This is a genomic window from Bartonella sp. LJL80 (genome assembly GCF_054871565.1).
The window spans coordinates 472967-498628 of the sequence record NZ_JBTXLM010000001.1 but is presented as its reverse complement, the minus strand read 5'-3'; the positions used below and the strand labels follow the sequence as shown (position 1 = coordinate 498628).

At 49.4% G+C, this 25662-nt stretch carries 23 protein-coding genes; 18 read left to right on the top strand and 5 right to left on the bottom strand.

Features of this window, described 5'->3' with window-relative positions; translation table 11 throughout:
• The first annotated feature begins 242 nt into the window (after window positions 1–242).
• The 11 genes from ACYSNS_RS02255 to ACYSNS_RS02205 all read left to right on the top strand — a co-directional run bounded on the left by ACYSNS_RS02255 (window position 243) and on the right by ACYSNS_RS02205 (window position 12849).
• A complete protein-coding gene (locus tag ACYSNS_RS02255) occupies window positions 243–776 on the top strand; it encodes an AprI/Inh family metalloprotease inhibitor (protein ID WP_461721496.1) in 534 nt (177 codons plus the stop codon).
• Between the two features lie 75 nt (window positions 777–851).
• Window positions 852–2012: a cell division protein ZapE gene (gene zapE / locus ACYSNS_RS02250; protein ID WP_461721495.1), complete on the top strand. Its 1161-nt coding sequence runs from the start codon at window positions 852–854 to the stop codon at window positions 2010–2012.
• 322 nt (window positions 2013–2334) lie between these two features.
• Window positions 2335–3297 (top strand): malate dehydrogenase, encoded by a 963-nt coding sequence (gene mdh / locus ACYSNS_RS02245; protein WP_461721494.1) that lies wholly within the window; start codon window positions 2335–2337, stop codon window positions 3295–3297.
• A gap of 91 nt (window positions 3298–3388) precedes the next feature.
• Window positions 3389–4585: an ADP-forming succinate--CoA ligase subunit beta gene (gene sucC / locus ACYSNS_RS02240; protein WP_461721493.1), complete on the top strand. Its 1197-nt coding sequence runs from the start codon at window positions 3389–3391 to the stop codon at window positions 4583–4585.
• A 4-nt stretch (window positions 4586–4589) separates the two neighbouring features.
• Window positions 4590–5492, top strand: a complete 903-nt coding sequence (gene sucD, locus ACYSNS_RS02235) for a succinate--CoA ligase subunit alpha (RefSeq protein ID WP_461721492.1) — start codon at window positions 4590–4592, stop codon at window positions 5490–5492.
• A 134-nt stretch (window positions 5493–5626) separates the two neighbouring features.
• On the top strand, window positions 5627–8623 hold the full coding sequence (locus ACYSNS_RS02230; protein ID WP_461721491.1) for a 2-oxoglutarate dehydrogenase E1 component: 2997 nt from the start codon (window positions 5627–5629) through the stop codon (window positions 8621–8623).
• Window positions 8624–8656: 33 nt separating this feature from the next.
• A complete protein-coding gene (gene odhB / locus ACYSNS_RS02225; RefSeq protein ID WP_461721490.1) occupies window positions 8657–9877 on the top strand; it encodes a 2-oxoglutarate dehydrogenase complex dihydrolipoyllysine-residue succinyltransferase in 1221 nt (406 codons plus the stop codon).
• 18 nt (window positions 9878–9895) lie between these two features.
• Window positions 9896–10291 carry an MAPEG family protein gene (locus ACYSNS_RS02220; RefSeq protein ID WP_461721489.1) on the top strand — a complete coding sequence of 132 codons (396 nt, stop codon included), beginning with the start codon at window positions 9896–9898 and terminating at the stop codon, window positions 10289–10291.
• Window positions 10292–10294: 3 nt separating this feature from the next.
• Complete coding sequence (locus ACYSNS_RS02215; RefSeq protein ID WP_461721488.1) at window positions 10295–10933, top strand: LysE family transporter; 639 nt, start codon at window positions 10295–10297, stop codon at window positions 10931–10933.
• A 50-nt stretch (window positions 10934–10983) separates the two neighbouring features.
• Window positions 10984–12390, top strand: a complete 1407-nt coding sequence (gene lpdA, locus ACYSNS_RS02210; protein WP_461721487.1) for a dihydrolipoyl dehydrogenase — start codon at window positions 10984–10986, stop codon at window positions 12388–12390.
• A gap of 177 nt (window positions 12391–12567) precedes the next feature.
• The gene (locus tag ACYSNS_RS02205; RefSeq protein WP_461721486.1) at window positions 12568–12849 is read left to right on the top strand and encodes a hypothetical protein; all 282 of its coding nucleotides are present in this window, start codon (window positions 12568–12570) and stop codon (window positions 12847–12849) included.
• 74 nt (window positions 12850–12923) lie between these two features.
• On the opposite strand, the gene ACYSNS_RS02200 is transcribed toward ACYSNS_RS02205, so the two are convergent.
• From ACYSNS_RS02200 to ACYSNS_RS02190, 3 genes are all read right to left on the bottom strand, one after another.
• Window positions 12924–13898 (bottom strand): TraB/GumN family protein, encoded by a 975-nt coding sequence (locus tag ACYSNS_RS02200; protein WP_461721485.1) that lies wholly within the window; start codon window positions 13896–13898, stop codon window positions 12924–12926.
• Between the two features lie 108 nt (window positions 13899–14006).
• Window positions 14007–15245: a saccharopine dehydrogenase family protein gene (locus tag ACYSNS_RS02195; protein ID WP_461721484.1), complete on the bottom strand. Its 1239-nt coding sequence runs from the start codon at window positions 15243–15245 to the stop codon at window positions 14007–14009.
• 60 nt (window positions 15246–15305) lie between these two features.
• Window positions 15306–16403, bottom strand: coding sequence for a carboxynorspermidine decarboxylase (locus ACYSNS_RS02190; RefSeq protein WP_461721483.1), 1098 nt, complete (start codon window positions 16401–16403; stop codon window positions 15306–15308).
• Between the two features lie 179 nt (window positions 16404–16582).
• Between ACYSNS_RS02190 and ACYSNS_RS02185 the strand changes: the two genes are divergently transcribed.
• The 7 genes from ACYSNS_RS02185 to mnhG all read left to right on the top strand — a co-directional run bounded on the left by ACYSNS_RS02185 (window position 16583) and on the right by mnhG (window position 23322).
• Complete coding sequence (locus ACYSNS_RS02185; RefSeq protein WP_461721482.1) at window positions 16583–17035, top strand: BA14K family protein; 453 nt, start codon at window positions 16583–16585, stop codon at window positions 17033–17035.
• Window positions 17036–17276: 241 nt separating this feature from the next.
• Window positions 17277–20198 carry a monovalent cation/H+ antiporter subunit A gene (locus ACYSNS_RS02180; RefSeq protein WP_461721481.1) on the top strand — a complete coding sequence of 974 codons (2922 nt, stop codon included), beginning with the start codon at window positions 17277–17279 and terminating at the stop codon, window positions 20196–20198.
• Entirely contained in the window at window positions 20198–20539 is a 342-nt protein-coding gene (locus ACYSNS_RS02175) for a Na+/H+ antiporter subunit C (RefSeq protein ID WP_461721480.1), read from the top strand. Before ACYSNS_RS02180 ends, ACYSNS_RS02175 begins: the two co-directional genes overlap by 1 nt.
• Complete coding sequence (locus ACYSNS_RS02170) at window positions 20539–22161, top strand: monovalent cation/H+ antiporter subunit D (protein WP_461721884.1); 1623 nt, start codon at window positions 20539–20541, stop codon at window positions 22159–22161. The genes ACYSNS_RS02175 and ACYSNS_RS02170 overlap by 1 nt, the downstream gene beginning before the upstream one ends.
• Window positions 22158–22643 (top strand): Na+/H+ antiporter subunit E, encoded by a 486-nt coding sequence (locus tag ACYSNS_RS02165; protein ID WP_461721479.1) that lies wholly within the window; start codon window positions 22158–22160, stop codon window positions 22641–22643. The genes ACYSNS_RS02170 and ACYSNS_RS02165 overlap by 4 nt, the downstream gene beginning before the upstream one ends.
• Window positions 22640–22921, top strand: a complete 282-nt coding sequence (locus ACYSNS_RS02160; RefSeq protein WP_461721478.1) for a K+/H+ antiporter subunit F — start codon at window positions 22640–22642, stop codon at window positions 22919–22921. The genes ACYSNS_RS02165 and ACYSNS_RS02160 overlap by 4 nt, the downstream gene beginning before the upstream one ends.
• The gene (mnhG, locus tag ACYSNS_RS02155) at window positions 22918–23322 is read left to right on the top strand and encodes a monovalent cation/H(+) antiporter subunit G (protein ID WP_461721477.1); all 405 of its coding nucleotides are present in this window, start codon (window positions 22918–22920) and stop codon (window positions 23320–23322) included. The genes ACYSNS_RS02160 and mnhG overlap by 4 nt, the downstream gene beginning before the upstream one ends.
• A 160-nt stretch (window positions 23323–23482) precedes the next feature.
• Here mnhG and ACYSNS_RS02150 read toward each other — a convergent pair whose 3' ends face one another.
• Both ACYSNS_RS02150 and hisC read right to left on the bottom strand, forming a co-directional pair.
• Window positions 23483–24424 carry a prephenate/arogenate dehydrogenase family protein gene (locus tag ACYSNS_RS02150; RefSeq protein WP_461721476.1) on the bottom strand — a complete coding sequence of 314 codons (942 nt, stop codon included), beginning with the start codon at window positions 24422–24424 and terminating at the stop codon, window positions 23483–23485.
• Window positions 24425–24429: 5 nt separating this feature from the next.
• A complete protein-coding gene (hisC, locus tag ACYSNS_RS02145) occupies window positions 24430–25536 on the bottom strand; it encodes a histidinol-phosphate transaminase (RefSeq protein ID WP_461721475.1) in 1107 nt (368 codons plus the stop codon).
• Between the last annotated feature and the right edge of the window lie 126 nt (window positions 25537–25662).

Genomic DNA, 25662 nt, shown 5'->3' with positions numbered 1-25662 from the left:
AAAATTATTAATATAAATCAGATAGTTGAAAGATTTTGTAAAGGTTGTGTCCCGCTCGAATTCCATGAATTTAGATTTCCAATATTATTTCGCAAGCTCGGCTGCGGGCCATTTGTTCGGTTTTTACTTTTTTTCTGCCGTCTTTTTGCTATTTATGGTTTCAGGAAAGATAATTCGTCACGCAATTTGTAGGATATCTGCAGTCGATAACGGCGTTTTATCGCGATGGAGAGAGCAAGGATATGACAATCTCGAAAAAATCACTTCTGGCATTGACAGCCATGGCTGTTGTTCTTGCCGGTTGTTCGACATCACGCTTTGGCAATAATGGTGGCGGGCAGCCGCCTCAGGTGGTTATGCCAGGCCCCGCAGGTTCGGGCACGGTAACCCAATCGACCTTGCCGCCACCGGCAGCATCTTTTCCTGCTGCGCCCAATAGTGGTGGCGATATGGAGCAGACACAGGTTGCAAGTTTGGAGCCGCCAAGCAATGCTTCAGACCTTACTCCGGCAAGTGTAGCCGGCGTTTGGAAGGCCTCTGTCGGCGGAATGAGCTGCCAGATTGCGACACCGCAGACCAAATTCGGTCAGGGATACCGTGCTGGCCCACTGCATTGCCCGGCTGCTTTTACCGGTGTTAGCTCCTGGGCAGTCAATGGCAAGCAGTTAAGCTTCTATGATGCGTCGGGTAGTTCTGTTGCAACGCTTTATTCAACCGGTGCCAGCCGGTTTGAAGGCCGTACCACAAGCGGACAGACAGTTGTTCTGAGCCGTTAACATTCAAGATAACGGGCTGTTTTTTTGAACAGCCCGTTTCTTTTTATATGCGGGTTTTTTCAAAAGGATTTTTTAATGGGTTTGATGCGTGAGCGTTATGATGCACTGGTCGAGAACGGTGAAATCACTCTTGATCCTGCACAAGTTGCACTAACGGCACGTTTCGACCGGCTTTTGTCGGATATCTCAGAAAAAAGCCTTTCACAAAAAAGTTCACCCTTGGGTTGGCTGTTCGGAAAGCGCAAGGAAAATAAAGAGCCGGTGCAAGGGCTTTATATTTATGGTGAAGTCGGTCGCGGCAAAACCATGTTAATGGATTTGTTTTTCTCCTGTCTCCCTCAGGGCAATAAACGGCGTGCCCACTTCAACGACTTCATGGCCGATGTCCATGATAGGATCAACCAGCATCGCCAAGCACTTAATCGGGGCGAAACAAAGCAGAACGATCCGATCGTTCCCGTTGCGGAAAGCTTGGCACGGGAAGCGAAGATTCTTTGTTTTGATGAATTTACTGTGACAGATATTGCCGATGCCATGGTCTTGTCGCGTCTGTTTACCGCGCTGTTCGATCAAGGTGTCACACTGGTCGCAACGTCCAATGTTGCGCCGGACAACCTTTATCGCAACGGCCTCAATAGGCAGCTTTTTTTACCCTTTATTGCCATTTTGAAAAAATATGTCGAAGTGGTCAATCTTGATGCCAAGACCGATTATCGCCTTGAGAAAGCAGACCGTAGACCGGTCTATGTTTCACCATTGGGGCGCGATACACGCGAAAAAATGGATTCGGCATGGGCAATCGTCACCGAGGGTGAAAAGGACGTTGCACTGGATATCCATGTTCGCGGCCATCCTGTTCACATTCCGCATGCAACATCTCATGCAGTGCGTTTCGACTATCTGGATCTATGTGCCAAACCCCTTGCCGCTGCCGATTATCTGGCGTTGGTGGCCCGTTATCATACGTTTTTCATCGACAATGTACCGATCATGGATGATGAACACCGCAATGAAACGAAGCGATTTATTCTGCTTATCGATACGCTCTATGATCGGCATGCGCGCTTGTTCATATCGGCGGCGGAAACGCCCGAAAAGCTCTATCAAGGACGCAACCAAACAACTGAAACCTTCGAATTTGAACGGACCGCATCACGTCTTTTTGAAATGCAAAGCGAAGAATATTTGCAGATCTGGGCCGAAAATAACCCCGATATCCCGCACAAAAACATATAATAGGGTCAAAATGTGGCTATTTAGCGCATTGCCACCGATAATAATTGACGTTTACGTAAACTGACACCAATATAACCGATTGAATTTATTCGATTTAGAATAATCAGTTGTGTTTTTTCCCGATTCAGCCTATCGACGATAAGGCGGTAGATTATTCAACGGCTTGATGTCGGGGTTCAGTCTACACGGGAGTTTCAACAATCCCGATCATCTGAATGTCTTATTGATAGGGTATTCAACGTGTAAGGGAGTTTTTGGGTTTAATGTCGGCGAGGATCAGCATTTGGCTTCTTTCCGGCAGCAATTTAGGGAAGAAACCAAAATGGCACGCAATAAAATAGCTCTCATTGGTTCAGGCATGATCGGTGGCACTCTTGCGCACATGATCGGCTTGAAAGAACTTGGCGACGTTGTCTTGTTCGATATTGCAGAAGGTGTACCGCAGGGTAAGGGGCTGGATATTGCAGAATCTTCACCGGTTGACGGTTTTGATGCAAAATATACCGGCGCCAATGATTATGCTGCCATTGAAGGCGCGGACGTTATCATTGTAACCGCAGGCGTTCCCCGTAAGCCCGGCATGAGCCGCGACGACCTTTTGGGTATCAACTTGAAGGTCATGGAGCAGGTTGGTGCAGGCATTAAGAAATATGCGCCCAACGCATTTGTCATCTGCATCACGAACCCACTTGATGCGATGGTATGGGCTTTACAGAAATTCTCAGGCCTTCCGGCCAACAAGGTTGTCGGTATGGCCGGCGTTCTTGATTCTGCCCGTTTCCGTTATTTCCTTGCAGAAGAATTCAAGGTTTCGGTTGAAGATGTCACGGCCTTTGTTCTTGGCGGCCATGGCGACTCGATGGTGCCATCAGTGCGCTATTCGACGGTTGCAGGTATTCCTTTGCCCGATCTCGTCAAAATGGGTTGGACAACGCAAGGCAAGCTCGATCAGATTATTCAGCGTACCCGTGATGGCGGCGCAGAAATCGTTGGTCTGCTTAAAACCGGTTCTGCTTTCTATGCTCCGGCTTCATCGGCAATATCGATGGCTGAAGCCTATCTGAAGGATAAGAAGCGCGTTGTACCGGTGGCAGCCCATCTTTCCGGCCAGTATGGCGTTAAGGATATGTATGTCGGTGTTCCGGTCGTATTGGGTGCCGGTGGTGTGGAACGTATTATCGAGATTGATCTTGATAAGGATGAAAAGGTTGCGTTCGAGAAATCAGTAGGCGCTGTGAAGGGTCTATGTGACGCTTGTGTCGCTATCGCACCGAATTTGAAATAAGTCGGAACAATCCCGCTTTATAAACATAAGGCGGGATATTCCGGTTTTTCCGGGACCGGATGACCGGCCCATAAGAGAAAAGGAAAAATGAATGAATATCCATGAATATCAGGCCAAGCGTCTGCTTCATGAATATGGTGCGCCCATTGCCAATGGCGTTGCCGTCTATTCTGTAGAGCAGGCTGAAGAATGGGCAAAGAAATTGCCCGGACCGCTTTATGTGGTTAAAAGCCAAATCCACGCTGGTGGCCGCGGTAAGGGTAAGTTCAAGGAACTTGGTCCCGATGCTAAGGGCGGTGTTCGGCTGGCGAAGTCGATTGAAGAAGTGGTTTCCAACGTTAAGGAAATGCTTGGCAAAACATTGGTAACCAAGCAGACCGGCCCTGCTGGAAAACAGGTTAACCGTCTCTACATTGAAGATGGTGCCGATATCGAGCGTGAACTCTATCTGTCCATTCTTGTTGATCGTACCGTCGGTCAGGTTGCTTTTGTTGTTTCGACCGAAGGCGGCATGGATATTGAAACCGTTGCTGAAGAAACACCGGAAAAAATTCTGACTTTGGCCATCGATCCTGAAAAGGGCGTGACAGCTGAAGACGGTGCAAAGCTTTGTGATGCTTTGCAGTTGAAGAATGCCGCACGTGAAGACGGTTTGAAGCTCTTCCCCATTCTCTATAAAGCATTCACCGAGAAGGACATGAGCCTTCTTGAGGTTAATCCGCTTATCGAGATGAAAAACGGTCATTTGCGCGTTTTGGATGCGAAAGTGTCTTTCGACAATAACGCTTTGTTCCGTCACCCCGACATTTTGGAATTGCGTGATACTTCAGAAGAAGATCCGAAGGAAATCGAAGCTTCCAAGCATGATCTTGCCTATGTCGCACTTGATGGCAATATCGGCTGCATGGTCAATGGTGCCGGCCTTGCCATGGCAACCATGGACATTATCAAGCTTTATGGGGCAGAACCTGCCAATTTCCTTGATGTTGGTGGCGGTGCTTCCAAGGAAAAGGTTACGGCAGCATTCAAGATCATTACAGCTGATCCCAATGTGAAGGGCATTCTCGTCAACATCTTTGGCGGCATCATGCGCTGTGATGTTATCGCTGAAGGCGTTATCGCAGCTGTCAAGGAAGTCGGCCTGAAGGTGCCGCTTGTGGTTCGTCTTGAAGGAACCAATGTCGATAAGGGTAAAACCATTATCAATGAAAGTGGTCTGAATGTGATTTCTGCGGACGATCTGGATGACGCCGCGCAGAAAATCGTCGCAGCCGTGAAGGGAGCTTGAAGTCATGTCGATTTTGATCAACAAGGATACGAAAGTTCTCGTACAGGGTTTGACCGGTAAGACCGGTACATTCCACACCGAGCAGGCTTTGGCTTACCACGGCACCCAGATGGTTGGCGGTGTTCATCCGAAAAAGGGCGGCGAAACCTGGGAAGGTTCCAAGGGCGAAAAGCTGCCGATTTTTACAACGGTTGCCGAAGGTAAAGAGAAAACCGGCGCCGATGCATCTGTTATCTATGTACCGCCAGCAGGTGCCGCAGCCGCTATCATTGAAGCTATCGAGGCTGAAATCGGACTGATCGTCTGTATCACGGAAGGTATTCCGGTTATCGACATGGTCAACGTCAAAGCCAAGCTCGACAAGTCAAAATCACGTCTGATCGGACCAAACTGCCCCGGCGTTTTGACCCCTGATGAATGCAAGATCGGCATTATGCCCGGTTCTATCTTCAAGAAGGGTTCCGTTGGCGTTGTTTCTCGTTCGGGAACTTTGACCTATGAAGCCGTGTTTCAGACAACCAATGAAGGTTTGGGCCAGACAACAGCAGTCGGTATCGGCGGCGATCCAGTCAAGGGCACAGAATTTATTGATGTGTTGGAAATGTTCCTTGCAGATGATGAAACCAAGTCTATCGTAATGATCGGTGAAATTGGTGGTTCAGCTGAAGAGGATGCTGCGCAATTCTTGAAGGATGAAGCCAAGAAGGGCCGTCAAAAGCCGATGGTTGGTTTCATCGCTGGCCGTACAGCCCCTCCCGGACGCACAATGGGTCATGCAGGCGCTGTGATTTCCGGCGGCAAGGGTGGCGCAGAAGACAAGATTGCCGCAATGGAATCAGCAGGCATTCGCGTTTCACCGTCACCGGCACAACTTGGCAAGACCCTCGTCGAGGTTCTCAAAGGTTGATAATTCAATAAAAGCCACCCGGATTTTTCTCCGGGTGGCCAAATGATTAACAGAAGCGCAAGCTTCTTCAGCAATATTCCAGTGGTTTTTTCCGCGGATTTTAAGGAGACGGAACAGGCGTTCCGGCAGAACAAATGGCAAGGCAGGACCAGTCAAACGATCTTTTTGCGCAGACCTCGTTTCTATACGGTGGCAATGCGGATTATATTGATCAGCTTTATGCCGAATATGAAAAAAATCCGGCCGGCGTTGATCCGCAATGGCGTGAATTTTTCGAGGCTCTTCACGATAATAAAGAAGACGTGCTGAAAAACGCCGAAGGTGCATCCTGGCAGCGTGATAACTGGCCATTGAAGGAAAGCGGAGAACTTGTTTCGGCCCTTGATGGTGATTGGCCCGTTGTTGAAAAACATATGGGTGACAAGCTCAAGGGCAAAGCCGCAGAAGCTACGACAAAGGGTGCTCCGGCGGTTAGTGACGCCGATATCATTCAAGCGACACGCGATTCCGTACGGGCTATCATGATGATTCGTGCATTCCGCATGCGCGGTCATTTGCACGCCAAGCTCGATCCTTTGCAGCTGGCTGAAAAGCCGGAAGATTACAACGAATTGTCGCCCGAGACTTATGGTTTCACACCGGCAGACTATGATCGCAAAATCTTCATCGATAATGTTTTAGGGCTCGAATATGCAACGATCCCGCAAATGTTGGAAATCCTTAATCGCACCTATTGTTCAACCATCGGTGTCGAATTCATGCATATCTCTGATCCAGCACAAAAAGCCTGGATTCAGGAACGTATCGAAGGACCCGACAAACAGGTGGCTTTCACCCCTGAAGGCAAGAAAGCCATTTTGAACAAGTTGGTTGAAGCTGAAGGCTTCGAGCAATTCCTCGACACCAAATACAAGGGCACGAAGCGTTTCGGTCTTGATGGCGGCGAAGCGCTGATACCGGCTTTGGAGCAGATCATCAAACGCGGTGGCGCGCTTGGTGTTGAAGAGATTATTTTCGGTATGGCCCACCGTGGTCGTTTGAATGTGCTTTCACAGGTGTTGTCCAAGCCGCACCGTGCTATCTTCCATGAATTCAAGGGTGGTTCTTACAAGCCTGACGATGTTGAAGGTTCAGGCGATGTGAAATACCACCTGGGTACATCGTCCGATCGTGAGTTTGATGGCAATAAGGTGCATTTGTCACTGCTGCCAAACCCTTCTCACTTGGAAATTGTTGACCCGGTTGTCATTGGTAAAACACGTGCCAAGCAAGATCAGCTGGTTGGGCCTACCCGTACCGACCTCGTACCGCTGAGCGAACGTGCCAAGATCATGCCGCTTCTCATTCATGGCGATGCCGCTTTTGCTGGTCAAGGCGTTATTCAGGAAACATTGGGTCTGTCCGGTTTGAAGGGCTATCGGGTTGCCGGTTCCATTCATGTGATTATTAACAACCAGATCGGCTTCACCACCAATCCGCGTTTCTCTCGTTCGTCACCCTACCCTTCTGACGTGGCGAAGATGATTGATGCACCGATCTTCCATGTCAATGGAGACGATCCGGAGGCGGTTGTCTTTGTCGCTAAGGTAGCAACAGAGTTCCGCCAGATATTCCACAAACCTGTTGTCATCGACATGTTCTGCTACCGTCGTTATGGCCATAATGAGGGTGACGAGCCTTCATTCACGCAGCCGCTAATGTATAAGGCTATCCGCGGTCACAAGACGACCTTGCAGCTTTACGGCGAACAGTTGGAAGCGGAGGGTCTGATTAAGACTGAAGAGCTTGATGCGCAGAAGCATAGCTGGCGTGACAAGCTTGAAGTCGAGTTTGAGGCTGGTTCGTCCTATAAGCCAAACAAGGCTGACTGGCTTGATGGCACTTGGACGGGTTTGAAGGCTGCTGACAATGCAGATGAGCAGCGTCGTGGAGCCACGGGTGTTGCAGCCAAGACCTTGAAGGAAATCGGTCAGAAGCTTGTTGAAGTTCCTGCAGACTTCCATGTCCATAAAACCATTCAGCGTTTTCTCGACAATCGTGCAAAAATGTTTGAAACGGGCGAGGGTATTGATTGGGCAACAGCCGAATCTTTGGCCTTTGGTTCGCTTTGTGTCGAAGGCTCACCAATTCGCCTGTCGGGTGAAGATGTGGAACGTGGCACATTCAGTCAGCGCCATTCGGTGCTCTATGACCAGGAAAACGAAAACCGTTACATTCCGTTGAATAATCTGCAAAAGGGACAGGCGATTTATGAAGTCGTCAACTCGATGCTGTCCGAGGAAGCCGTATTGGGTTTCGAATATGGCTATTCTCTTGCAGAGCCACGCGGTTTGACCCTATGGGAAGCACAATTTGGCGATTTCGCTAACGGTGCGCAGGTTGTTTTTGACCAGTTCATCTCTTCGGGTGAGCGTAAATGGCTCAGAATGTCGGGACTTGTCTGTCTGCTTCCGCATGGTTTCGAGGGCCAGGGACCAGAGCATTCATCGGCACGCCTTGAGCGTTATCTGCAGCTTTGTGCGGAAGATAATATGCAGGTTGCAAACTGCACGACACCGGCAAATTACTTCCATATTCTGCGTCGTCAGATCAAACGCGATTTCCGTAAACCATTGATCCTGATGACACCGAAATCGCTTTTGCGCCATAAGCGTGCGGTTTCTTCACTCAGCGAAATGGGGGCGGATACGACATTCCACCGCTTGTTGCTTGATGATGCACAATATCTCAAAGATCAGCCGATCAAGCTGCAGAAGGATAATAAGATCCGCCGCGTTGTCTTGTGTTCGGGCAAGGTTTATTACGACCTTTATGAAGAGCGTGAAAAGCGCGGCTTAGACGATGTTTATCTGCTGCGCGTGGAACAGCTTTATCCATTCCCGGCAAAGGCTTTGGTCAATGTTCTTTCGCGCTTCCTGCAGGCTGAAATTGTCTGGTGTCAGGAAGAGCCGAAAAACATGGGTGCATGGTCATTTATCGAGCCTTATCTGGAATGGGTGCTTGCACATATTGGCGCGAAATATCCGCGTGCCCGTTATGCCGGTCGTCCTGCCAGCGCTTCGCCGGCAACGGGGCTCATGTCCAAACATCTTGAACAGCTTGCAGCGTTTCTTGAAGACGCGTTGGCTTAATTATCTTATCACTCTGACGTATGGAAAAATATTATGGCTACTGAAATCCGCGTTCCTACTCTGGGCGAGTCCGTTACTGAAGCAACCATTGGCAAATGGTTCAAACAACCTGGCGACTCTGTTGCTATGGACGAACCGCTGGTGGAACTTGAAACCGATAAGGTAACAGTTGAAGTTCCCTCGCCTGTTGCTGGAAAATTGTCTGAAATCGTCGCAAAAGAAGGCGATACAGTTGAGGTCAATGCGCTTTTGGCTTCGGTTGAGGAAGGAGCTGCAGGCGCGGCACCTTCTGCTCCAAAACCTGCCGCACCCGCAAGCGCCGCACCAGCACCCGCTGCTGCACCGGCCGCTTCAGCGTCTTCCTCAACCATGCAGCCTGCACCTTCCGCTGCAAAATTGATGGCGGAAAACAATGTCTCAACCGATCAGGTTGACGGCTCGGGCAAACGTGGACAAATCCTCAAAGGTGATGTTCTCGACGCCTTGTCAAAAGGCACCAGCGCTTCGACGCCCGCACCAACAGCTCCACGTGCTGCTTCCGCACCACAGGATGCAGCACGCGAAGAACGCGTACGGATGACCAAACTGCGCCAGACAATTGCCCGTCGCTTGAAAGATGCCCAGAACACAGCAGCCATGTTGACCACCTTTAACGAAGTTGACATGTCGGCTGTTATGGATCTGCGCAAACGCTATAAGGACGTTTTCGAAAAGAAACATGGCGTCAAGCTCGGTTTCATGGGCTTTTTCACCAAGGCAGTCTGTCATGCACTGAAAGAAATTCCGGCAGTGAATGCCGAAATTGACGGTACAGACATTATCTATAAGAATTATGTCAATGCCGGCATCGCTGTCGGTACGGAGAAAGGCCTGGTTGTTCCTGTTGTGCGTGATGCCGACCAGATGTCCATTGCCGAGATTGAAAAAGAGATCGGCCGTTTGGGACGTTTGGCTCGTGATGGCAAGCTTGCAGTTGCAGATATGCAGGGCGGCACATTCACAATTACGAATGGCGGCGTCTATGGTTCGTTGATGTCGACACCTATTCTTAACGCGCCGCAGTCCGGTATCTTGGGCATGCATGCGATCAAAGAACGTGCGATGGTTGTTGGCGGGCAGGTCGTTGTGCGCCCGATGATGTATCTTGCCGTTTCCTACGATCATCGCATTGTCGATGGTCAGGAAGCCGTGACATTCCTCGTCCGCATTAAAGAAAGCCTCGAAGATCCAGAACGTTTGGTTCTTGATCTCTAATTGGAAGGCAGTCTTGGCATGATCAATGCACCAACAGCACTCTTGGCTCTCAGTGTCATCCTGCTGTTGGTGCATATTTTTTTGCAGGCTTTTTTCGCCACAAAAGACTTGGGACGCACATGGAATGCCGGTCCGCGTGACGGAAATGAAAAGCCACAGTCGGTTCTTGCCGGCAGAGCTGGGCGAGCGAGTGCCAATTTTCGTGAAACCTATCCCGCTTTTATAGCACTGATGCTGATGGCTGAATTTCAACCGGTCGATGTCATGCTGACAGTCGCAGGAGGAACGGTTTGGCTGGTTGCCAGACTTGTCTATCTGCCACTTTATCTAGCGGGCATTCCTTATATCCGCTCTCTCATTTGGCTGGCATCTATTGCCGGTCTCGTCATTATGCTTGCTGCGTTGTGGAGATAGTCCATGCATTATTATTTTGCCGAATGGGCAACGCTCATGGCTATATTCCTCATAGCGGCAATAACGCCCGGTGCCGATCTCGCAATGGTGTTGCGCCAATCGCTGGTGCATGGACGTAAAAATGCAATTGTAACGTCTTTTGGGATTGGTTCGGCGTTGCTGTTTCATGTAAGCTATACAATCTTGGGATTGGGATTGATTATTTCGAAATCGATCTTTTTGTTCAATGTGGTCAAATGGCTGGGTGTTGCCTATCTATTTTATATCGGTTTCAGGGCTTTAACCTCTGGCGGATCGACAGCCACGATTGCAGAAAGTGGTGCGGTAAAGCCTCTACCGCAAAGCTTGAAGAAAGCATTTTTGCTGGGTTTTGTCGTCAACGTGCTTAATCCCAAAGCGGTTTTCTTCTTCCTCTCCATTTTTTCAACACTGGTTGCCGCTACGACACCAATGTCGGTAAAATTCGGTTATGGTTTGTCAATGTCATTCTTGTTGATTATCTGGTTCACATTGGTCAGTGTTTTTATGACAGCGCCATTGGTCAGGGCAGCTTTCTATAAAGCATCAAAATGGATCGACAGGGTAAGTGGTGCAGTGTTTATCGCGCTTGGTGTGCGGTTGATGTTTCAAAAAGCCTCTTGAAAGCTTGAATTTTTGAATGGGCCTCTATGGCCTGAATGAAAGGAAAAATAATGTCGTATGATGTAGTGGTGATTGGGGCCGGACCCGGTGGTTATGTAGCAGCAATCAAGGCGGCACAGCTCGGTTTGAAAACCGCCATCGTTGAAAAACGCGAAACATTAGGCGGCACCTGCCTCAATGTCGGTTGCATCCCGTCAAAGGCGTTGCTTTATGCCTCAGAAGTATTTGCCGAAGCCAATCATGGTTTTGAGACCTTGGGTGTTTCGGTTTCCAAGCCTACGCTTGATCTCAACGCGATGATGAACCACAAAAAGACAACGGTTGATGCCAATACCGGTGGCGTTGCTTTTCTGATGAAGAAAAACAAGATTGATACCGTTTACGGTACAGCTAAAATTCTCGCTGCAGGAAAAGTTGAAGTTACAGGCAATGACGGTGCCAAACAAACATTGGAAACCAAGAATATCGTGATTGCGACCGGATCGGATGTTTCGGGTATTCCGGGATTGAATGTTGAAATCGATGAAAAGGTCATCGTTTCTTCAACGGGTGCTATTGCTTTGGAAAAAGTGCCAGCGCGTATGGTGGTTGTCGGTGCGGGCGTTATCGGTTCGGAATTGGGTTCGGTATGGAGCCGTCTTGGCGCCAAGGTGACGATTGTCGAATTTCTCGACAAGGTCTTGGGGCCGATGGATGGTGAAATCTCCAAACAGTTCCAGAAGCTCATGGAAAAACAGGGTATCGAATATAAGCTTGGTGCCAAGGTAACAGGCGTTGAAAAGACGGGTTCTGGCGCCAAAGTGACGTTTGAACCGGTCAAGGGTGGAGCGGCTGAAACATTGGAAGCCGATATCGTATTGGTTGCAACGGGCCGGCGTCCCTACACCGATGGCTTGGGTTTGGAGCAAGCTGGTGTGAAGTTGGATGAGCGTGGACGTGTTGATATTGACGCCTATTGGCAAACAAATGTCCCTGGAATCTATGCTATTGGCGATGTTGTCAAAGGCCCTATGCTCGCGCATAAGGCTGAAGATGAGGGCGTGGCGGTTGCAGAAATTCTCGCGGGTCAAAAGGGTCATGTCAATTTCGATGTTATTCCGAGTGTTGTTTACACCCAGCCTGAAGTTGCTTCTGTTGGTAAAACCGAGGAAGAGCTGAAAGCGGCCGGTATTGAGTATAAGGTGGGCAAATTCCCATTCACAGCTAACGGTCGTGCCCGCGCAATGCAGAAAACCGATGGTTTGGTCAAGATCCTTGCCTGCAAGAAAACAGATAAGGTGCTAGGCGGCCATATTCTTGGCTTTGGTGCTGGTGAAATGATCCACGAAATTACCGTTTTGATGGAGTTTGGCGGTTCATCGGAAGATTTGGGACGCACATGCCATGCGCATCCGACCATGTCGGAAGCCGTAAGGGAAGCTGCATTGGCGACTTTTGCCAAGCCGTTGCATATGTAGACCGACATATCTTTAGATTAATAAGGGCTGCCATGTTTTTGGCAGCCTTTTTTATTTCGGTATCGCAGCTTCTCGACGCGACATGTTCGTTTTTCGGACAGATTGCCTTGTCAGCGACGAAGCCTGTTCCATATAGGCTGCAATCAGGCAAAGCCTAAACCAGACAGGAGAGTCGAAATGGAAGCATTGGTTCCACTGATTATACAGATCGTTTCAGGTGCGGTCGGCGGTAACATCGCCGGTGCGATTAAGAAAATCAGCTTAGGTGCCACAGGCAATTCTATTGCTGGTGGTATTGGCGGCCTTATTCTTAGCCAGGCAATGGCGTGGTTAAGCAATGGTGGCGCAGAAACGATGATGAACGGTGTATTGGGCCAAGTCGCAGCTGGCGGCGGCGGCGGTATTATTTTAACGGCGATTATCGGCTTCATCCGCAATGCAATGGCCAAAAAAGCCTAATCTTTCCCCGTCGATAAAAATGAAAAAGCCACGCGACCAAGCGTGGCTTTTTTTAATAGAAGCTTTTGTGGCTTTTATGATTTCTGGTCCACACGGGTGACATGGTAACCCATTTTACGAAATTTCTCGATTAAGCCATTCTTACCGGGAAGATGGGCCGCACCAACAGCGATAAAACTTCCACCCTTTTCTAATAGCGGAGCTGCGCGCTGGGCCATGCGGGCATTGCGTTGATCGATAAGAATTGTTTTGAAAACTGCCATATCCCGCTTTGTGGTTTCACCCTCAAACACTTCATCCAGTGACATGATTTCTGCAATATTGCCTTGCAGATAAAGCTTTGTCTGCGTGTAAAACAAATCGCGGTTAAAAGTCGGATCAGCGATGCTATCCAAAATTGCATGCACATGAAATGCAATTGGTAGGTTCTGTAGCGCGGCCAGTTGTTCTGGAATGGTTTCCAGTCCGATGACAGGTTTTCCCGCGCTTTGAGCGGTTAAGGCAATTCTTTGATCAAGCGGCTTTAATCCGGTTTGTATCCGCAGCGTTTCGCAAGAAGGTATGCTGAGGGTTGTCCATATAATCCAAGGCTGCATATTCGAAATAAGACGATAATTCAGGCCGCGCTTGCGCAATTTTGATCGAAAATGCGCAAACTCCTCGTCAGTCAGTTGGTCCTCAATTGTGTTTCCCTCAGCAACCTTGAACAAGGTTGGATCGGCCGAGACTTCCGCCAATAGCGGGTTATCGCCTTCCGTGCCGATCTCTGCTAATTCGAGCACAACCCTATCGGCTTTCTCAAGCGCCTTCTGCTCTTGCGAGGTCAGTTTGTTCACATCATCATCGGTAACGTGCGTTGTACCGAAAAGCCAAGATGTCGCTTTTCCCGGTCTGTCGATTTTCCAAAACCGCCCTTGACCATTGACGATCGCCTGCGCCTTTTGTTGCAGAATCTGTTTTTTTTCCGGTGACAGCATTTCAATCAAATCGCGCCCGCTACAAGCAGGCACTTTGTTGATAATGATTGTTCCGTACGACGGTCCAAACAAGGTTTCAAAAACTTTAGATGGTTCCGTAGACGTCGTTTCAGATAGGGCCGGGTTGATTAGACCCGATAGAACTAGAAAAACGAATGCTATAAGCCGGTTTTGCATCGATCAGAAACTTAGTTTTTTATCATCCTTGCCTTCACGGATATGCGTTGGCAAACCCATTTTATCGAGATGCTTGAGGAAAGGTTTGGGTGGCAATTCTTCGATATTGGCCATCGTCTTCACGTCCCAGTCCCCGCTTGCTACCAAGAGTGCAGCAGCGGCGGCAGGAACACCGGCAGTGTAGGATATGCCTTGCGCACCGGTTTCATTATAAGCATCCTTGTGGTCTGCGATGTTATAGATGAAAACTTCCCGCTGTTTGCCGTTTTTTTCACCTTTGATCAGATCACCAATACACGTTTTACCGGTGTAATCGGGTGCCAATGATGAGGGGTCGGGCAGCACGGCTTTGACTACCTTCAACGGAACGACTTCCTGCCCTTCGGCTGTTTTAATCGGCTGCTCTGAAAGAAGCCCGAGGTTTTTCAGCACATTGAACACGGTGATGTAGCGTTCGCCAAAGCCCATCCAGAAACGGATATTGGGCACATCTAGATTTTTAGACATGGAATGAATTTCGTCATGGCCAGTCATATAGGCGGTGCGCTTGCCAACAACGGGTAGGTCCCATTCATGGCCCACTTCAAACATCTTGTTTGACGTCCATTTGCTATTTTGCCAGGACCAGACCTGCCCGGTAAATTCGCGGAAATTGATTTCCGGATCAAAGTTCGTTGCAAACCACCGGCCATGATCGCCTGCATTAATATCAATGATATCAATGTCAGCCATCTTATCGAAATAGTCATCACGTGCCAAAGCAGCGTAGGCGTTGACGACGCCGGGGTCGAAGCCCGCACCCAAAATTGCGGTCACGCCAGCCTCTTCACATTCCTCCCGACGCGGCCATTCGTAATTGCCATACCATGGTGGTGTTTCGCAGATTTTCAGCGGATCTTCATGAATCGCCGTATCGATATAAGCAGCGCCGGTTTGGATACAGGCTGTTAAAACAGACATGTTCAAAAAGGCCGATCCGACATTGATGACGATCTGACTGTTGGTCTTACGGATGAGGTCGGTGGTGGCCTTGATATTCATGGCATCGAGGTGATGGGTGTCGAACACGCCTTTCACCTTCATGGACTTCTTTTCTTTGACGGAAGCGATGATCGCCTCGCATTTTTGCAGCGTTCGTGAAGCGATATGAAGATCACCGAGAATATCGTTATGTTGAGCGCATTTATGGGCCACGACCTGTGCCACGCCGCCCGCACCAATAATCAGGACATTCTTTTTCATTCCCGGTTTGTCTCCTTTTAACTCTTCACGTCAATCTATGCTGTTTACATGACAACCTTGTTAAGAAAGACTGTCTCTATAGTCCTTATACCCGAATTCGCGTTGAACACGAGTGGTTCCATCCAATTCTTTTATCGCGATGGCTGGCATATTGACACCGTTAAACCAGTTTTTCTTAACCATGGTGTAGCCAGCGGCATCCTGAATGGATAGCCGATCGCCAATTTGCAGTTTCTGCGGAAAGTGGAATGTGCCGAAAATATCTCCCGCCAAACAAGATTTTCCGCAAATCATAATTTCATGCGGGCCAGCATCAGGATTAAGTTTCGCGCTTTCACGGTAAATAAGAAGATCGAGCATATGCGCTTCTATGGAACTGTCCACAATCGCCAGATCCTTGCCATTATGCAACGTGTCCAAAACCGTCACTTCCAAAGTTGTACTTTTGGTTATCGATGCTTCGCCAGGCTCAAGAAAGACAGTGACACCGTGGTCATCGGAAAAGCGTTTCAAACGATCGGCAAAGGCTTCAAGTGGATAGTTTTCGCCGGTGAAATGAATGCCGCCGCCTAGACTTACCCAATCGACATGCTTGAACAATCCGCCGAATTTCGTTTCGATATCACCCAGCATTTGATCAAAAAGAGCAAAGTCACCATTTTCGCAATTATTGTGTATCATAAAGCCGCTTACCGACGGCAAGACCGTTTCGATTTTTTCACGGTCCCATTCGCCCAGACGGCTGAACGGGCGAGCCGGATCTGCAAGGTCGAAGCTGGAGGAACTTATCCCGGGATTAAGCCTTAAGCCGCGCTGGATTGATTTGGATTTTTCATCGAAGCGTTCAAGCTGACCAATGGTATTGAAAATGATTTTATCCGCATAACCGATAGCCTCATCGATTTCATAGTCGGCCCAAGCGACAGAATAAGCGTGCGTTTCTTTGCCAAACTTTTCATGTCCCAAGCGTAACTCATAAAGGGATGACGAGGTTGTGCCATCCATGTAATCGGCCATGAAGTCAAAGACACCCCAAGTGGCAAAACACTTCAACGCAAGCAGGGCTTTGGCACCGGATAGTTCACGAAGCCGTGCGACTGTTTCCATGTTGCGCATCAACTTGGATTTATCAATCAGATAGTATGGCGTTTGTAGCATGGCTTTGTCCTGAAGGTTTGAACGGATGCGTCTTGATCCGCTAATTGCACGACACATATAGAAACAGAATGCCCCAAGCGCAAATATGTTCTTCATTAACCATAGCTTAAAACAGTGCGATTTCTGAATTCCGTGTTTGCTATAGTCATGACCGTGTAGGGATTTTTTAAAGGTGTAGAATGCGCTATCCGGTGGAATTGCTTCGTGTTTTTTCGGCTATAATCATTGCCGGATGCCTTTTGGTTTTGCCGGTTTCTGCTGCTGATCTGGAAGATCAATCAGCAGTCGTTGTAAAAGTCACACAACAAGATGGTGCGCTTACCAGTAAAAGCCGCGGTGAATGGAACGGTTTCAAAGGCTATCGCCATCATCGCAGCGGCTATCGCAAACACAGTGATGGTTGGTGGTATCCTGAGGCGGCTTTTCAACCTGGAGCGCAAGCGGCACCTGCTATCATCAAACCGAAGAAAGCCAATCAAAAAACGCGCAGCGCTGATGATAAACCATGGCAATTGAAAAACCATCTCGACTATTGCGCGGCCAAATATAAATCCTATACCAGCGCCGACAACAGCTATCAGCCATTCGAAGGCCCGCGCAAGCAATGTGTATCGCGCTACTATAAGGGATGATGCGCAGTCGTCATCATACCATCACGAAAAACAGAGGATTCGGCACTATGAATATTCAGGTGCCAATTTTAATATTTTTTCGATTTATGTAAAAAAAAGGACAAATTTCTGCTGTTAAGCTTTTGAAAGGGCTTGCGCATTATGCTTTAAGCCGTTCAATATGGTCATGTGGGTATTTCCGATGCCGATTCATTGACCTACATATCGAAGAGACCCCAAAAAGCAGGATGGTGCGCAAAACATGACAACACGGGAAGCAATGTTGATATTGCTGGTTTTACTCCCCTTTGTCGGTAGCGCTGTTATCGGTTTTTTTCGTTCAACAGCAAAAAACAATGAAGCCTGGTTTGCCGGAGCAGTCGCCCTTTCCGGTCTTCTCTTCACGATCATGCTCTATCCCGCTATCTCGGGTGGCAATACGGTTCGCATGGACATTGCCTGGCTGCCCGAATGGGGCTTGAACCTGACATTGCGCATGGATGGGCTATCGTGGTTATTTGCCTTGTTGATTACCGGCATTGGCTTATTGGTTGTTATCTACGCCCGTTACTATATGGACCCGGCTGATCCCGTTCCTCGCTTCTTTTCATTCTTCCTTGCTTTTATGGGATCGATGATGGGAATGATCCTGTCGGGCAACATCGTTCTGCTGGTCATTTTTTGGGAATTGACAAGCATCTTTTCTTTTTTGCTGATCGGTTATTGGTATCATAATGCCAGCGCCCGCGATGGTGCGCGCATGGCGCTGACTGTAACGGGATTCGGTGGCTTTGCGCTTCTCGTCGGTATGTTGATTATCGGCCATATTGTCGGCAGTTACGATCTTGATGTTGTGTTGAAATCCGGCGCAATCATCAGAGCAAGTCCCCTATACATACCAGCGCTTATCTGCATCCTTTTGGGTGCCTTGACCAAGAGTGCGCAATTTCCATTCCATTTCTGGCTGCCCAATGCAATGGCAGCACCAACTCCTGTTTCTGCTTATCTTCATTCGGCAACCATGGTTAAGGCCGGCGTCTTTTTGATGGTAAGGTTTTGGCCTGTGCTTGCAGGCACCGATGCCTGGTTCTGGATTGTTGGTCTGGCTGGCTTGACGACATTGTTGACCGGTGCCTATTTTGCCATGTTCCAACAGGATCTGAAGGGTCTTTTGGCCTATTCAACCATCAGCCATCTCGGTCTCATCACAACATTATTGAGTCTGGGGAGCCCGCTTGCCTGTGTCGCTGCCATTTTTCATATGGCCAATCATGCGACGTTCAAAGCGTCTTTATTTATGGCCGCCGGTATCATCGATCATGAAACCGGCACGCGCGACATGCGCAAACTTTCAGGGCTATTTCGATATATGCCGATAACGGGAACGTTGGCGCTGGTTGCCAGCGCGGCAATGGCGGGTGTGCCGTTGCTCAATGGATTTCTGTCAAAAGAAATGTTTTTTGCCGAAGCCGTCGAGACCCACATGGAATCATGGCTCGACTGGATCACCCCTTATGTTGCAACGCTCGCCAGCCTGTTCAGCGTGACCTATTCTGTACGCTTTATACACGGCGTGTTTTTTGGTGCCAAGCCACGCGATTTGCCCAAAACGCCGCATGAGCCGCCGCATTTTATGCGTCTGCCGATAGAATTATTGGTTTTCCTTTGCCTTCTTGTCGGTATTTTCCCAAATTTTACAATCGGGCACATTCTTGATAATGCCGTTGTTGCTGTTCTCGGGCCGTCAACGCCGACATACAGTCTGGCTTTATGGCATGGTTTCAATACACCGCTGATCATGAGTATGATTGCGTTGTTCGGCGGTATTCTGCTTTACATTATGGCGCGCAAATATCTCAAATCCTGCGATGAAGGTCCGCCCTTCTTCCGCCATTTGAAGGGGCAACGTATCTTTGAGCGTGTCCTTGTTACTATTTCGTGGAAATGGGCTCGCACGGCGGAGGCGTTCCTTTCAACACGGCGTTTGCAGGTTCAAGTGCGTTGGGTTGTCTTGGCTGCCGTTGTGGTGATTGGTTTGTTGATCTGGCAAAATGGCCGCATTTCGGCAGGCCCCTTGCCGTTATTTCCTTTGGATTTACCCTTTATTGTTATCTGGCTTATTGGTGCAGCATGCGCAATTGCTGTGGCGTGGCAAGCCAAGTTCCATCGACTTGCCTCTTTGATGCTGCTTGGTGGCGCTGGTTTGATGACATGTGCAACATTCCTATGGTTGTCTGCCCCTGATTTGGCAGTGACGCAGCTTGTGGTTGAAGTTGTCACCACGGTATTGTTGCTATTGGGATTACGTTGGCTGCCCAAACGTTGGGAGGATCCCGACCCGATGCCAGCCGGAATATCGGCTTGGATACGTCGCAGTCGCGATCTGGTTATAGCGATCATCGGCGGCGGTGGGCTTGCGTGGCTTTCTTATACTGTCATGACGCGTCCGCAAGGGCCGACGATTTCGGATTTCTTCCTTACCCATGCATATTCGGATGCTGGCGGGCGCAATGTCGTCAATGTCTTGCTGGTCGATTTCCGCGGTTTCGATACGATGGGTGAAATTGCCGTATTGGGCATTGTGGCGCTCACGGTATTTGCTTTGTTGCGTCGTTTTCGTCCGGCTGCGGAAAGTGTTGAGGCACCGACGCAACAGCGTATACAGTCCGCCTTTGATGAAGCACAGCCTGACCGTGAGGTGGGCGATACGATTTCTGATTATCTTGCCATTCCGCGCATCATCATGCACTGGTTGTTCCCGGTCATTATGGCATTTGCCGTTTATTTGTTCATGCGCGGGCATGACTTGCCCGGCGGCGGCTTTGCAGGCGGTGTCACCATGGCCATCGGGTTTATTCTGCAATATGTCGCTTCGGGAACGCGCTGGGTGGAAAGCCACCTGACAGTCCTTCCCCTGCGTTGGATCGGTTTTGGATTGCTTATGGCGCTTGCCACCGGTGCAGGCTCCTGGCTCTTCGGCTATCCGTTCCTGACATCCTATTTCCAATATACCGATATTCCTTTTATCGGCAAAATGCCGACCGCATCTGCTTTGCTGTTTGACCTTGGTGTATTCTCACTTGTGGTCGGCGCAACCGTGTTGATGTTAATTGCTATTGCCCACCAATCTATCCGTCGCTATCGCGTTGGAAAAACCACTGCTGCGAAAGAGGAGGAACGCTGATGGAAGTCGTGCTTTCTCTCGGTATCGGCATCCTTGCCGGTTCTGGCATATGGCTCATTTTGCGGCCGCGTACCTTTCAGGTCATTCTTGGCCTGTCCTTGATTTCTTATGCGGTCAATCTATTCATCTTTTCGATGAGCAGGCCGCGTACAAATGCTGCACCCATTGTCGATCCATCCAGCCCTATCAATCCGGGCAATTATGCTGACCCTCTGCCGCAGGCATTGGTACTGACGGCTATCGTCATCGGATTTGCGACGACTGCATTATTTCTTGTCATATTGTTGGTTTCACGCGGCTTGACCGGTTCGGATCACGTCGATGGGCGGGAGCCGAAATGATGGGCGAGTTTATGCACCACATCATGATATTGCCTATTCTTCTGCCAATGGCAGTGGGTGCGCTTCTTCTATTCTATGATGAACGTCGGCGGAAGTTGAAGTCGATCATCAGTCTGAGTTCTGCCGGTATTCTGGTTCTTATCGCTTTGATGTTGGTTGCTCGTGCAGTGGAAGTATCGCCCAGTGCCGATGTCTATTCGCTGGGTAATTGGCCTGCGCCGTTCGGTATCACGCTGGTTCTTGACCGGTTGAGCGCCATGATGGTTCTGTTGTCGAGCATATTGGGAGCTGCAGCGCTGGTATTTTCGCTGGCGCATTGGCACAAAGCCGGGCCACATTTTCATTCGCTCATGCAGTTTCTTATGGTAGGCGTCAATGGTGCTTTCCTGACCGGCGATCTTTTCAACCTGTTTGTGTTTTTCGAAGTGATGCTGACGGCGTCCTACGCATTGGCTTTGCACGGAAGCGGTCAAGCCCGTGTGCGTTCGGGTATGCACTATGTGGTGATCAACCTGATTGCATCGTCATTCTTTTTGATTGGCGCGGCCTTGATCTATGGTGTTACCGGTACGTTGAACATGGCCGATCTTGCAGCAAAGATTGCGCAAATCCCCACCCAGGATCGCATTGTTTTCGAGGCCGGTGCGGCCATTCTTGGTCTGGCCTTTGTTGTGAAGGCTGGGATGTGGCCGCTCAATTTCTGGCTCACACCCACATATAGTTCCGCAGCAGCGCCCGTTGGGGCTTCATTTGCTATACTCAGCAAAGTGGGCATCTATGTCATCTTGCGCTTGACATTGTTGTTGTTCGGGCCGGAAAGCGGTGTTTTGGAAGACTTTGGCAATGACGTTTTGTTTTATGGTGGTCTTGCAACGTTGATCTTCGGGTTTATCGGCGTCTTGGCCAGTCAGGCGCTTGGTCGTTTGGCGGCATATAGTGTCTTGGTGTCATCGGGAACCTTGCTGGCAGCCATTGGCACTGGGAATGCATCGCTCACCGCGGGGGCGCTTTTTTACATTGTATCTTCCACATTGGCACTGGCCGCTTTTTTTCTGTTGGTCGAACTCGTTGAACGCAGTCAGGATACCGCAGCCAATGTTCTGGCTGTGACCATGGAAGTTTATGGCGACGAAGAGGAAGAGGAGGAAGATGAGGTTGGTACCTATCTTCCCGCAACCTTGGCAATTTTAGGGGCATGTTTTGGTATTTCCGCGATTCTGATTATCGGCATGCCGCCTTTTTCCGGCTTTATCGCCAAATTTATGATGATAACCGGTGTGTTTAATCCAAACGGACTGGATGCAGATGGCTATATGCCGGTCGTTCGTGATTGGGTGTTTGTAACCTTTGTTATTCTGTCGGGATTTGCAGCCCTTGTCTCGATGACCCGCACAGGCATCCGCACGTTCTGGGCATCGATCGAGGGTAAGGTTCCGCGGGTTCAGGTCATTGAATTTGCGCCTGTTGCCGGGCTTCTTGCTCTTTGTCTTATGCTGACGCTGGCAGCCGGGCCGGTGGCTGATTATATGGCCGAAGCGGCCGCGGAATTGCATAACCCCCGTGATTACATTGGCAGTGTTTTACCCGGCACAATGGCCAAAAGCGGAGGAGTTGCGCCATGAGACGTATATTGCCTTACCCGCTTTTGAGTTTCTCCATCGTTATCATGTGGTTGGTACTCAGCGGTTTTTCGCTGGGCCAATGCATTATCGGCATGATCGTTGGCGTATTTGGCGGTATTTTAATGCAGCTTCTGCAACCGGAGAAAGTCCATATCCATAGCTGGGGGGCGATCATCGTTCTCTTCTTTCGTGTGGTTGTCGATGTAACCACGTCCAATCTTGCTGTTGCGCGCTATATACTTTTTGGCGGACGCAAGGGGCATCGTTCAGGTTTCATCATCATTCCGCTGGAACTGAAAAGCCGAACGGGCCTTGCAGTATTGGCATGCGTCATGACTGCGACACCGGGTACAGCCTGGGTATCCTATAATAGCAAAAACAGTGAGTTGCTGGTTCACGTGCTGGATTTGACCGATGAAGAATATTGGCAGCAGCTTATCAAACGTCGTTATGAAACCTTGCTTCTGGAGATTTTCCAATGAGTACCGTCATACTGTATTGGGGGATAAATCTGTCTCAAATCTTTTTAGGGCTTGGGATGATGCTGGCATTTCTGCGTTTGTTGCGCGGCCCGCGGGCGCAAGATCGGGTGGTGGGGCTTGATACGCTTTATGTCACCACGATGATGTTGTTTCTCACTTTCGGCATGCGTTCAGGCACAACGATATATTTTGAGGCGGCCCTGGTTATCGGACTTCTGGGTTTTGTTTCCAGTGCAGCATTGGCTAAATTCCTGATGCGGGGGGAGGTGATAGAATGAGCGAAGAAATCCCTCTTTGGTTGTCTATAACAATCGTAGCATTTTTATTATGGGGTTCTGGTCTGACCCTGATCGGTACGATAGGCCTGACTCGCGCCAAGAGCTTCTATGAGCGTCTGCATATGCCGACTCTTGGTACAAGTTGGGGGGTAGGCGGGATCATCATTGCGTCGATCATTTATTCAACGTTGGTCGACCATAAATTGGTCGTTCATGAACTTCTGTTGACAATCTTTCTCATTGTAACAACGCCGGTAACGTTGATGCTGCTATCGCGTGCATCCATGCATCGTGACCAGTCGGAAGATTGGCGTGAAATGCCACGCGAGGTTTTACCGCACCGACCGGAAGATATTAAAGCGAAAATTGCAGAGATAAAGGCCGATCATAAAGACGACTGATAAGACTTGATGAAGCTTTCCATCGAACGTTCCAAAAAAGCCCTATCGTTTAAGGCATTCACTCCAAGATAAATCGTTATATAAGCGATAGTCTAAAGAAATGCCGGTTTGTCAGGTCAAGACAAACCGGCATTCGCTTTTTTCATTCAGAGTTCACTGCTTAGCCAAGATCTTCAGGATGTTTGTTGACCACCTGACGTCCAAAGTCGGGTGCATCCACTTCTTGTCCGGCGTCGATAATACCGCGACGTACGGCGCGGGTGCGCGTAAACAATTCGAAAAGTGCGTCACCATCACCCCAACGGATAGCCCGTTGCAAGGATGCCAAGTCTTCAGTGAACCGCCCCAGCATTTCTAAAATAGCATCCTTGTTGTGCAAGCAGACATCACGCCACATCGTCGGGTCAGATGCCGCAAGACGCGTGAAGTCGCGGAAACCGGACGCTGAATAGGCAATGACTTCGGAATTTGTCACCTTTTCTAGATCGCTCGCCGTGCCAACAATATTATAGGCAATAAGATGCGGCAGATGGGATACAATTGCCAGAACAAGGTCATGGTGTTCCGGATCCATGCGGTCCACGCGGGATCCGCAGGCTTCCCAGAAACGGGTAAGCTTGGCCAAATCTTCGTCATTGGTATGCGGCAACGGTGTAAGAATGCACCAGCGATTGATAAAGAGGTCGGCAAAGCCGGCATCCGGGCCGGAACATTCTGTTCCCGCTATCGGGTGCCCGGGAATGAAAGAGACTGTGTTGGGCAATTCCGGTTTCATCTGATTGATAACCGATGCTTTTGTCGAGCCGACATCGGTAACGATGGCGCCCGGTTTCAGCGAACCCGCAATATCCTTTGCAACACTGGCAGATGCACCGACCGGTACCGAGACGATGACGAGATCGGCGTCCTGCACGGCTTGCGCATTGCTGGTTGTGTAACTGTCACCCAGATTTAATGCAGCAGCACGTGCAAGCGTTTCTTCGCTGCGTGTGGCAATTGCAATGTGGTTGGCAAGCTTTTTTTGCTTGATCACGCGGGCGAGTGATGAACCGATCAGGCCGATGCCGATCAGTGCAATTTTTTCGAATTTTACTTCAGACATTTTCTCTACTTCAAAAAATCTTTCAATACGGCAATAAAGCCGCGGTTTGCTTCCTCGGATCCAATAGAAAGGCGCAACGCGTTCGGAAATCCGTATCCGGTAACGCGGCGCACAATATAGCCATTGGCTTTCAGATAATCGTCGGCAAGCGCTGCCGATTTATCTTTATCGGCGGGGAAATGAATAAGTAGAAAGTTTGTAACCGATGGGGTGACTTTCAGTCCCAGTGCGGTCAGCTCCTGGCTGAGCCATTCACGCCATTCGGCGTGGTAGGCTATGGATTTGGCGAGATAATCACGGTCACGGATAGCCGTTGCGCCGGCGGCCTGCGCGGGTACGCTGACATTGAATGCACCGCGTATACGGTTGACCGCATCAATGACGTGGCTCGGGCCATACATCCAGCCGATACGCAAACCGGCAAGACCATAGATTTTCGAAAAAGTACGGGTCATTACGACATTGTCGTTTGCAGAGACGAGTTCTATCCCCGCCTCAAAATCGTTTTCGGTGACGAATTCCGCATAAGCGCCGTCGAGAACCAGCAATACACTTTTTGGCAGGCCGGCATGAAGCCGTTTGACTTCCGATGTCGTCAAATAGGTACCGGTCGGATTGCCCGGATTGGCAATGAACACGATTTTTGTTTTGTCGGTCACTGCCGCTAATATTGCATCGACATCAATGCGGCAGTCTTTTTCCTTCACGATAATCGGCGTGGCACCGGTGCCTCGTATCTGAATTTCATAAACATTGAAACCGTGCTCGGTCATGATACCTTCATCACCGGCAGCAAGATAGGTATTGGATATAAGCCCCAAGAGATCATCGGAACCATTGCCTGCCATCAGATTTCCAACAGCCAGACCCGTCACTTCCGATATGGCATCCAGCAAAGGCGTTGCGGAACCATTGGGATAAAGCTCCAGATGCGCACTTGCCTGCCGGTAGGCATCGATTGCAGCGGAACATGGGCCAAGCGGTGATTCATTGGCAGAAAGTTTATAGGTTTTTTTGCCATTTGAAGCTTCGCTTGAGCCGGGCACATAGGCAGCAATATCCAGAATACCTTTGCGGGGTTGTGGACGGACTGTGCTTACATCTGTTTTCATCGGTGTTTTATCCGGTTTGTTATGTCTAGCATAAGGAAATACCTCTGCTTTCAAGACAAGTCGAGAGAAATTCTTGACTTTTAGGCCGAGAGGCGACTAGCTATCCTTTCTCTTTCCAGACGGTGC

What these genes read in the sequence shown, in the direction of transcription:
- ACYSNS_RS02170 (WP_461721884.1), top strand. Translation starts at nt 20,539, where the DNA reads ATGGGCGAGTTTATGCACCACATCATGATATTGCCTATTCTTCTGCCA.
- ACYSNS_RS02160 (WP_461721478.1), top strand. Translation starts at nt 22,640, where the DNA reads ATGAGTACCGTCATACTGTATTGGGGGATAAATCTGTCTCAAATCTTT.
- ACYSNS_RS02205 (WP_461721486.1), top strand. Translation starts at nt 12,568, where the DNA reads ATGGAAGCATTGGTTCCACTGATTATACAGATCGTTTCAGGTGCGGTC.
- lpdA (WP_461721487.1), top strand. Translation starts at nt 10,984, where the DNA reads ATGTCGTATGATGTAGTGGTGATTGGGGCCGGACCCGGTGGTTATGTA.
- sucD (WP_461721492.1), top strand. Translation starts at nt 4,590, where the DNA reads ATGTCGATTTTGATCAACAAGGATACGAAAGTTCTCGTACAGGGTTTG.
- hisC (WP_461721475.1), bottom strand. Translation starts at nt 25,536, where the DNA reads ATGAAAACAGATGTAAGCACAGTCCGTCCACAACCCCGCAAAGGTATT.
- ACYSNS_RS02185 (WP_461721482.1), top strand. Translation starts at nt 16,583, where the DNA reads ATGCGCTATCCGGTGGAATTGCTTCGTGTTTTTTCGGCTATAATCATT.
- sucC (WP_461721493.1), top strand. Translation starts at nt 3,389, where the DNA reads ATGAATATCCATGAATATCAGGCCAAGCGTCTGCTTCATGAATATGGT.
- ACYSNS_RS02220 (WP_461721489.1), top strand. Translation starts at nt 9,896, where the DNA reads ATGATCAATGCACCAACAGCACTCTTGGCTCTCAGTGTCATCCTGCTG.
- ACYSNS_RS02215 (WP_461721488.1), top strand. Translation starts at nt 10,295, where the DNA reads ATGCATTATTATTTTGCCGAATGGGCAACGCTCATGGCTATATTCCTC.
- ACYSNS_RS02190 (WP_461721483.1), bottom strand. Translation starts at nt 16,403, where the DNA reads ATGCTACAAACGCCATACTATCTGATTGATAAATCCAAGTTGATGCGC.
- ACYSNS_RS02180 (WP_461721481.1), top strand. Translation starts at nt 17,277, where the DNA reads ATGACAACACGGGAAGCAATGTTGATATTGCTGGTTTTACTCCCCTTT.
- zapE (WP_461721495.1), top strand. Translation starts at nt 852, where the DNA reads ATGGGTTTGATGCGTGAGCGTTATGATGCACTGGTCGAGAACGGTGAA.
- mdh (WP_461721494.1), top strand. Translation starts at nt 2,335, where the DNA reads ATGGCACGCAATAAAATAGCTCTCATTGGTTCAGGCATGATCGGTGGC.
- mnhG (WP_461721477.1), top strand. Translation starts at nt 22,918, where the DNA reads ATGAGCGAAGAAATCCCTCTTTGGTTGTCTATAACAATCGTAGCATTT.
- ACYSNS_RS02150 (WP_461721476.1), bottom strand. Translation starts at nt 24,424, where the DNA reads ATGTCTGAAGTAAAATTCGAAAAAATTGCACTGATCGGCATCGGCCTG.
- ACYSNS_RS02230 (WP_461721491.1), top strand. Translation starts at nt 5,627, where the DNA reads ATGGCAAGGCAGGACCAGTCAAACGATCTTTTTGCGCAGACCTCGTTT.
- ACYSNS_RS02195 (WP_461721484.1), bottom strand. Translation starts at nt 15,245, where the DNA reads ATGAAAAAGAATGTCCTGATTATTGGTGCGGGCGGCGTGGCACAGGTC.
- odhB (WP_461721490.1), top strand. Translation starts at nt 8,657, where the DNA reads ATGGCTACTGAAATCCGCGTTCCTACTCTGGGCGAGTCCGTTACTGAA.
- ACYSNS_RS02255 (WP_461721496.1), top strand. Translation starts at nt 243, where the DNA reads ATGACAATCTCGAAAAAATCACTTCTGGCATTGACAGCCATGGCTGTT.
- ACYSNS_RS02165 (WP_461721479.1), top strand. Translation starts at nt 22,158, where the DNA reads ATGAGACGTATATTGCCTTACCCGCTTTTGAGTTTCTCCATCGTTATC.
- ACYSNS_RS02175 (WP_461721480.1), top strand. Translation starts at nt 20,198, where the DNA reads ATGGAAGTCGTGCTTTCTCTCGGTATCGGCATCCTTGCCGGTTCTGGC.